Origin of the sequence: Vreelandella neptunia (genome assembly GCF_022489065.1) — a bacterium.
Taxonomy (GTDB): Bacteria; Pseudomonadota; Gammaproteobacteria; order Pseudomonadales; family Halomonadaceae; genus Vreelandella; species Vreelandella neptunia_A.
Genome location: NZ_JAKVTW010000005.1, coordinates 231,194 through 240,000, shown reverse-complemented (window position 1 = coordinate 240,000; position 8,807 = coordinate 231,194). Strand labels below are relative to the sequence as shown.

The following is an 8,807-nucleotide window of genomic DNA, read 5'->3' as shown; positions in this document are numbered from 1 at the left end:
GTCACCGTATCAGCAAGCGCCCACATGAATTACCTGATCAAATTGTTAAAGAGCGGTTTCGCTACGTGGTTGCTGTGAAAGCAACCGGGCTGCCGTTGAACTGGCGGGCCTCAGCGAGGAAGGCGTATTCTACGCACTTCCTGGTGTTTGTCAACCGCCGTTTCCAGCGAGGGAAGCGAGCGATCAATCGACGCTAACCTCCTGACAAACCGAAGCTTTTTACACTTCATCCACCGCTGGTAACGCTTGGCGTCCCCGGCAGCGGATGCGTACTTTACGGTTTCACGGCCGGGTTGGCAAGAGCTGTTGTGAAATAACTGTCAAAAAAGGTGCAGAAAAGTGCTAGCTGCTGGTTTTGGCCTTACGCATAACGGCTAACACAGGGCCTGAAGCCACGTAGGCACCAAACAGCAATAACAGCATTACCGAAGGCTCAACGGAGATCATAACGAAAGCCAAAACGATGGCCAGCAGCACAACAAAAGGTACCGGCTTCTTAAAGTCGAGATCTTTGAAGCTGTAGTAGCGGATATTGCTCACCATTAGTACGCCTGCCGCTGCAACCACTACCAACATCAATAGTTTGAAACCAAAGGCATCAGCATCAAAGCTATGGAAGGTCCACACGCTGGCCGCTACTAACGCTGCTGCGGAGGGACTTGGTAATCCGATAAACCATTTTTTGTCGACACTGCCAATTTGAACATTGAAGCGCGCAAGGCGAAGCGCCGCGCAGGCTACATAGAGAAAAGCCACTACCCAGCCGGTCTTACCAATATCCTGCAGAATCCAAGTAAAGGCGACTAATGCCGGTGCCATACCGAATGAAATCATATCGGCCAAGCTGTCGTACTCAGCGCCAAACTCGCTTTGCGTATTGGTCATTCGTGCGACACGACCATCCAAGCCATCCAGTACCATGGCAATAAAGATCGCGACGGCAGCCGAGGTAAAATCGCCATTGATACCAGCGACAACTGCAAAGAACCCGGCAAAAAGTGCCGAAGTGGTAAACAAGTTAGGCAGTAAATAGATACCTCTGCGGCGAATCTTTTTGCCGTTTTCTACGGTTTCCTCAACCACTTCCGTTTCACGCAAGAATGCAGTTGCCAAATCCTCGTTGCCCACTACTTCAGACTGATCAGCATTATCTGACTGAGCAGTATTATCTGGCTGATCAGCGCTTGTCTGAGCAGAATTTGGCTGTTCTGGGCTAACGTGCTCTTGATCGCGAGCGTCCTGTGTCATAGGTTTCATCCATTAAAAGTGAAGTCACGGGAACAGTGATCACGTTCATTCTACACGGTGAGCGCCACTCAGCCAGCCAATTGCTTCATTGACGCCTATGGGCCAACATTGGCTAGCATTAACCAGCTAAGAACAAAAAAAGCGCCGCTCCGGTAAAGAAGCGACGCTTATGCTTACGTTAAAGTGCTAGCTATATGACTGTGCGTTTTCGTTTTTAGAGCGATAAAACCTTATCGCCCCGGGCGATACCGGAAACCCCAGTACGGGCAACCTCAAGAATACCCACCGGCGCCATGGCCTGCAGGAAAGCATCCAGCTTGCCCGCATCGCCAGTGATCTGAACGGTATATAGGCTTGGCGTCACGTCGACGATCTGCGCGCGGAAGATATCTACCGTGCGCTTCACCTCATCACGGGCAGAACCTAGCGCTTTTACCTTCACCAGCATCAACTCGCGCTCGATATGGTTGCCTTCGGTGAGATCCACCAGCTTAACCACATCGATCAACTTATTGAGGTGCTTGGTGATCTGCTCAATCACTCGGTCATCACCCACGGTGGTGACCGTTAAGCGCGATAGCGACGGGTCTTCTGTCGGCGCTACGTTAAGCGTTTCAATGTTGAAATTACGCTGAGAGAACAACCCGACCACACGTGACAGCGCACCCGGTTCATTTTCTAACAGAATCGAGATGATATGACGCATCAGGTACGCTCCGTTTTAGACAGCAGCATGTCGCGCATAGCACCTAACGGCACCTGCATCGGATAGACGTGCTCAAAGGGATCGACCTTCACGTCAAGGAACACCAGTTCGTGCTTATCAGCAAAAGCACGCTCAAGCGCTGGTTCAAGCTCGTCTATCGTGGTAACGGTAATCGCGGTAAACCCATACGCCTCAATCAGCATATGAAAGTCCGGCAGCGACTCCATATAGGAGTGTGCGTGGCGCGACTTGTAGTTCAAGTCCTGCCACTGACGCACCATGCCAAGCGACGCGTTATTCAGATTGACGATCTTAACGCCCACGCCATACTGCTTACAGGTGGACAGCTCCTGCATCATCATCTGGAAGCTACCTTCACCGGTAACGCATACTACGTCATCATCTGGGTAGTTCTGCTTGATCCCCATGGCAGCAGGGAAGCCAAAGCCCATGGTGCCCAAACCACCTGAGGTGATCAGTCGGTTGGGTTTATCAAACTTATAGTACTGAGCAGCAAACATCTGGTGCTGACCAACATCGGTGGTCACGTAGGCTTCGCCTCGAGTAACACGGCAGAGCGCTTCGATCACTTCCTGTGGCTTAAGCGCTTCGCCGGGCTTGGACGGTTCATAAAGCTTGCCTTCACGGTCGGCGCGCCAGCCGTCAACTTTCTGCCACCATTCCGTTAGTGCTTCAGGATGAGCAATTTTATGCCCTTGCACCAAGCTGATCATCTCGTTGATAACGCTGGAGGCCGGACCAACGATCGGCACATCGGCACGTACCGTTTTAGAGATCGAGCTCGGATCCACATCAACATGGATGATTTTAGCTGTGGGGCAGAACTTCGACGTGCTGTTGGTCACGCGGTCATCAAAACGCGCCCCGATGGCAATAATCAGGTCGGCGTGGTGCATAGCCATATTGGATTCATAAGAACCATGCATGCCCAGCCAGCCCAAACACTGCCGGTCACTTTGAGGGTACGCGCCAATCCCCATCAGCGTGGTAGTGATCGGATAACCCAGCTGCTTGACCAGATCGGTCAAACCTTCGCTGGCTTTGCCCGTTACCACGCCACCACCGGTATAAAACACCGGGCGCTTAGCCTTCAGCATCATCTCGACGGCTTTTTTGATCTGCCCAGTATGGCCACGGGTGACCGGGTTGTACGAACGCAGTTTTACCTTTTTCGGGTAAACATATTCGTAACGCTCGGTGGGGGCGGTCATGTCTTTTGGGATATCGACCACCACCGGGCCGGGGCGACCGGTCGACGCCAGGTAGAACGCCTTTTTCAACACTTCCGGAATTTCAGACGGGTGACGGATTGAGAAGCTATGCTTCACGATCGGGCGTGTCACACCGACGATATCGGTTTCCTGAAAGGCATCTTCACCGATCAAATGACTCGCCACCTGGCCACACAGCACTACCATGGGAATTGAGTCCATGTAGGCGGTAGCGATACCGGTGACGGCATTCGTTGCACCGGGGCCTGACGTGACAAGCACGCAGCCGGCTTTGCCCGAGGCGCGGGCATAGCCATCCGCTGCGTGAGTCGCCGCTTGCTCGTGACGCACCAAAATGTGCTTCACCTTGTCCTGGCGGAAGAGTGCATCGTAAATATGCAGCGCTGCACCGCCGGGGTAACCATAAATGTATTCGATGCCCTCATCTTGCAAGAAGCGGGCAATCATATCTGCGCCGGAAAGCAGTTCCACTGTATTTCTCCCCTAGAGGTCTCGAGTGCGATCCGTACCCACCTGGGCACGGTGTCGAGTGCGGCGGTATGCCGCTGCCGGCCCAAGCCGACACCTGATGCCAAACCCTGGCAGGAGGCCCGGTTAGGGCCTGCACTCTTATTGGGAGCGAGTGGATTATGGCGACATAAATCACTCACTCCCTTTCACGGCAGTTCGCCGTGTCGGGGCGTTGGCCAGGCTGAGCGGTTAGCTCAAACCCGGAAGTCCTTCGGCGGGTAGAGGCTTTCGCCTACCCTTCGCGCGGGGATTAGGGGTTGCCCGTTGAGTCCGCGCCCGCAAATCAGGAACCGACAAGATTCCATTAGCGCCCTCAACCTGTCAACCTCCGAGAAGGCCAAACGCAACAAAGGTCGCAGGAAGCCATTAAAAAAGCCCCGCCAGCCAAGCTAGCGGGGCTTTTTCCCTATTCAATTGCGCAAAAGTGGCATAAAAATTTAGCCAAACACCAGCTTGCCCTCTTCGGCAGTGATATGAATGGTATCGCCCGGAGCAAATTTGCCTCGCAGCAAGTCTTGTGCCAGCGGGTTCTCAATACGGCTTTGAATCGCCCGCTTGAGCGGCCGCGCCCCATACACTGGGTCGAAGCCGACTACCGCCAGCTGCGCCATGGCTTCAGGGCTTACTTCAAGCTTCAGGTCATGCTCGGCAAGGCGTACTTTCAAGCGCTCCAACTGAATACCGGCAATCGCTTGAATCTGCTCTTGGCCAAGGGCGTGGAACACCACCACTTCATCGATACGGTTAATGAGCTCAGGCCGGAAGTGGTTGCCCACTACCTCCATGACCATGTTTTTCATTACTTCATAATCGCTATCGTCTCCCCCCATGCGCTGGATAATGTCCGAGCCCATGTTAGAGGTCATCACGATCACGGTATTACGGAAATCTACCGTCCGGCCCTGGCCATCGGTTAGGCGACCGTCTTCCAGCACCTGTAGCAGGATATTGAAAACGTCCGGATGCGCTTTTTCCACCTCATCCAGCAACAGCACCGAATAAGGCTTGCGGCGCACCGCTTCGGTTAAGTAGCCGCCCTCTTCATAGCCGACGTAGCCTGGAGGCGCACCAATCAAGCGAGCCACGGAGTGCTTCTCCATAAACTCCGACATATCGATACGCACCATGGCCTCTTCGGTATCGAACAGGAAGTTGGCCAGCGACTTACATAGCTCGGTTTTACCCACCCCGGTGGGGCCGAGGAACAGGAATGAGCCGTTAGGCCGATTGGGGTCGGAGAGCCCGGCCCGCGAGCGGCGCACTGCGTTAGCCACCGCCTCTACGGCCTCATCCTGGCCAATCACCCGCTCGTGCAGCGCCTCTTCCATGCGCAGCAGCTTATCGCGCTCGCCTTCGAGCATTTTCGAGACCGGAATGCCCGTCCAGCGGGAAACCACTTCCGCAATCTCCTCTTCCGTCACGTTGGAACGCAGCAACTGGTGGCTAGAGGTATCCGCCTCTCCCTCGCCGCTTTCAGCAATTCTCTTCTCGATCTCTGGAATCTTGCCATACTGGATTTCCGACATACGGCCCAGATCGCCCTGGCGGCGGGCCTGCTCCAGATCAAGCCGCGCTTGCTCCAAATCGGCCTTAAACTGCGCTGCCCCCTGAATGCTGGCCTTCTCTGCTTTCCAGATTTCATCAAGATCGGCATATTCACGCTCTAACTCGTGAATCTGGGCGCTTAAAGCTTCCAAGCGTTTTTTACTTGCCTCATCGGTCTCTTTCTTGAGCGCTTCGCGCTCCATCTTGAGCTGAATCAAGCGGCGATCCAGGCGATCCATCGACTCAGGTTTGGAGTCCAGCTCCATACGAATTCGCGAAGCGGCTTCATCAATCAGGTCAATCGCTTTGTCTGGCAACTGCCGGTCTGTGATATAGCGCGTCGAAAGTTTGGCCGCAGCAATGATCGCGGAGTCGGTAATATCTACACCGTGGTGAACTTCGTAACGCTCTTTCAGGCCGCGCAGAATCGCCACGGTATCCTCTTCGGAGGGCTCATCCACCAACACCTTCTGGAAACGACGCTCAAGAGCGGCATCCTTCTCGATGTACTTACGATACTCATCCAGCGTGGTCGCCCCCACGCAGTGCAGCTCACCGCGAGCCAGGGCGGGTTTGAGCATATTGCCCGCGTCCATGGCACCTTCGGCTTTGCCAGCACCGACCATGGTGTGCAGCTCATCGATAAACAGAATCACCCGTCCCTCTTCCTGGGAGAGCTCTTTCAGCACGGATTTCAAACGCTCTTCAAACTCGCCGCGGAACTTGGCACCCGCCAGCAGCGAACCCATATCCAGTGAGAGCACACGCTTGTCTTTGAGGCCTTCCGGCACTTCGCCGTTAACGATGCGCTGGGCCAAGCCTTCGACAATGGCGGTTTTACCCACGCCAGGCTCGCCGATTAATACCGGGTTGTTTTTGGTGCGCCGCTGCAGCACTTGAATGGTGCGGCGAATTTCATCGTCGCGACCTATAACCGGGTCGAGCTTGCCGTCCAGCGCACGCTGGGTAAGATCCATGGTGTATTTATTGAGCGCTTCACGCTGATCCTCGGCGTTGGCATCATCCACAGTGGCACCACCCCGTAGGCTGTTAATGGCAGCTTCTAGGGATTTGCGGGTAATCCCGGCCTCTTTCAGCAGCTTGGTAATCGCCGAATTCATTTCCAACGCCGCCAGTAGCACTAGCTCACTGGCAATAAACTGATCGCCGCGCTTTTGCGCTTCGCGGTCGGTTAAGTTGAAAAGCTTGATGAAATCCCGCGATGGCTGCACTTCGCCGTCAAACTGACCCACCTTGGGTAAGTTATCCAACTGCTGCATTAAACCATCGCGCAGGCGCGAAGGACTGCCCTCGGCTTTTTCAATCAGGGCTTTAATACCGGTGTCTTTGGTGTCGAGCAGGGCCAGCAGCAAGTGTGCTGGGTCTAGCTGATTGTGGCCGCGACCCACGGCGAGCGACTGCGCTTCGGCAATCGCACCTTGAAGCTTGGCGGTAAATTTATCAAAACGCATGGAATTCCTCCTGGGGGTGCCGTGCGTTTGGACGCACCGCGTAACCCAATAACGTGTCATTAGACGTGCTAATCACTATTAGCTTGACAAGTTAAATGGCGTCAGTTCCGCGCTTTTCAAGAGGAGAGCACTTAATCCACTGGCTTTTGAAGCCTTTTATTAACGTTAATTGATCCAGATCACGCTAGCCATACGTCCTGTCTTACCACCATCACGCCGATAAGAGTAAAAACGCGACTCGCAGGCAGTACAAAAGTGACCGCCGCTGATGTGATTCACGCCAAGCGCTTCCAAACGAAACCGCGCCAAACGATAGAGGTCGGCCATGTAATGGCCCAAACGGTAAGGGCTGTGGTCAAAAGCATCGGCGGTGTCAGGATGCACTGCTACAAAGGCACCATACACTTCTGGGCCAACCTCAAACTGAGCGTTCGAAATCGCCGGGCCCAACCACACTAAAATATCGTCAGGATCCGAGTTCATTGCGGCTATCGTCGCTTCTAGCACACCGCCAGCCAAGCCGCGCCAGCCCGCATGAGCGACCGCTACTTGAGTGCCAGCACGGTTACAAAACATCACCGGCAGGCAGTCCGCTGTCAATACTACACAGGCATACTCATTGGAGGTGGCGATCGCTGCATCCGCATCTGCAGCATCGGGTTGATAAACCTGCTGCACACGAGCGCCATGGGTTTGATTGAGCCAAAGCAACGGCCGCTCATCACCAATCTCTTTTTGCAGCTGACGTCGACACAGCGCGACGTGGTCTGCATTATCGCCGACATGGGAAGCGGTATTAAAAGCTGCAAAGTCACCCTGACTAGGCCCTGACTCACGGGTTGTCACAAAGGCACGTACGCTTGTCGGCGCTGGCCAGTCTGGTATTAAAAGCGTTGGCCGCAAATTAATGGCATCGCTCATCGCATCGTCTCGTTATCTTCTCGCAGGTAATCCAACAACATTAACAAATCATCAGGCAGGTCTACCTGAAAAGTAACGCTTTCACCAGTGACAGGATGCTTGAAAATTAATTTGCGTGCATGCAACGCTTGGCGAGGAAACTCACGCAGAATCTCTTTCAAGGGCTCGGCAGCACCCGGCGGTAACTTAGCGCGACCACCGTACATGGGGTCACCAATTAAAGGATAGCGAGCATGGGCCATATGCACACGGATTTGGTGGGTACGCCCGGTTTCTAACTTACAGCGCACATGGGTATGAGCACGGAACCGTTCGACCACACGGAAATGGGTGATAGCAGGCTTGCCAGCTGTCGTTACCGCCTGACGCTTGCGATCTTTAGGGTGGCGCCCAATGGGCGCATCAATAGTACTACCCGAGACAGGCTTACCGATGACCACTGCATCGTACTGGCGTGACACGCTTCGCGCCTGCAACTGATCCACCAGCGCTGTTTGCGCTGGCAGCGTTTTCGCCACCATCATCAAACCGGTGGTGTCTTTATCCAAGCGATGGACAATCCCTGCACGTGGCACTTCGGCCAGTGCTGGATGATGGTGGAGCAACGCATTCAGCAGCGTGCCATCTGGATTACCTGCGGCAGGGTGCACCACCATACCCGCGGCTTTATTGATGACCATCACCGCGTCGTCCTCATAAACGATATCCAGCGCTATGTCTTGAGCCTCAAAGCGCGTATCGTCTTCAATGGTCGCCTGCAGCGCTAGCACTTCATAACCATGCAGCTTGGCCTTTGGCTTGGCGTGAACGCCATCAACGGTTAATTCACCGGCGTTAATCCACGCTTTTAAGCGCTCGCGGGAGTAATCGCTGAACAACTCCGCCGCCGCTTGGTCTAACCGCGCACCGGCTAACGTAGCGGGCACGCGTTGCGTGTCTTCAACTATTCGAGCCATGAAAAACCTCTTTAAAACGCAAAAAACCCTAGCAAGGCGAAAAAACAGCCAATGCATGGAAACATTTTGTATGACGGACACCCGACGAAACGTCGCTAAGCCTGCGTTTTGTGCCGAGGTGTTTTATAGTGGGCTGATTGCGACCTATTCTACCATTTCTACTTATGGCCATCGCCGCTTTTTGGTGATTGAGGCT

7 protein-coding genes are annotated in these 8,807 nt (G+C 54.2%); 1 reads left to right on the top strand and 6 read right to left on the bottom strand.

Annotated elements, in window-relative coordinates; genetic code table 11:
- The coding region (locus tag MLE19_RS10100) for a hypothetical protein (protein ID WP_240718054.1) at positions 1 to 197 on the top strand (197 nt) is incomplete at its 5' end.
- Between the two features lie 145 nt (positions 198 to 342).
- On the opposite strand, the gene pssA is transcribed toward MLE19_RS10100, so the two are convergent.
- The 6 genes from pssA to rluD all read right to left on the bottom strand — a co-directional run bounded on the left by pssA (position 343) and on the right by rluD (position 8,611).
- Positions 343 to 1,257: a CDP-diacylglycerol--serine O-phosphatidyltransferase gene (gene pssA / locus MLE19_RS10095; protein WP_425356806.1), complete on the bottom strand. Its 915-nt coding sequence runs from the start codon at positions 1,255 to 1,257 to the stop codon at positions 343 to 345.
- A gap of 205 nt (positions 1,258 to 1,462) precedes the next feature.
- Entirely contained in the window at positions 1,463 to 1,954 is a 492-nt protein-coding gene (gene ilvN, locus MLE19_RS10090; protein WP_240718052.1) for an acetolactate synthase small subunit, read from the bottom strand.
- Positions 1,954 to 3,678 carry an acetolactate synthase 3 large subunit gene (locus tag MLE19_RS10085; RefSeq protein ID WP_240718051.1) on the bottom strand — a complete coding sequence of 575 codons (1,725 nt, stop codon included), beginning with the start codon at positions 3,676 to 3,678 and terminating at the stop codon, positions 1,954 to 1,956. The genes ilvN and MLE19_RS10085 overlap by 1 nt, the downstream gene beginning before the upstream one ends.
- A 476-nt stretch (positions 3,679 to 4,154) precedes the next feature.
- Positions 4,155 to 6,734, bottom strand: coding sequence for an ATP-dependent chaperone ClpB (clpB, locus tag MLE19_RS10080; RefSeq protein WP_240718050.1), 2,580 nt, complete (start codon positions 6,732 to 6,734; stop codon positions 4,155 to 4,157).
- Between the two features lie 165 nt (positions 6,735 to 6,899).
- On the bottom strand, positions 6,900 to 7,655 hold the full coding sequence (pgeF, locus tag MLE19_RS10075; protein ID WP_240718049.1) for a peptidoglycan editing factor PgeF: 756 nt from the start codon (positions 7,653 to 7,655) through the stop codon (positions 6,900 to 6,902).
- A complete protein-coding gene (gene rluD / locus MLE19_RS10070) occupies positions 7,652 to 8,611 on the bottom strand; it encodes a 23S rRNA pseudouridine(1911/1915/1917) synthase RluD (RefSeq protein WP_240718048.1) in 960 nt (319 codons plus the stop codon). Before rluD ends, pgeF begins: the two co-directional genes overlap by 4 nt.
- Positions 8,612 to 8,807 lie beyond the last annotated feature (196 nt).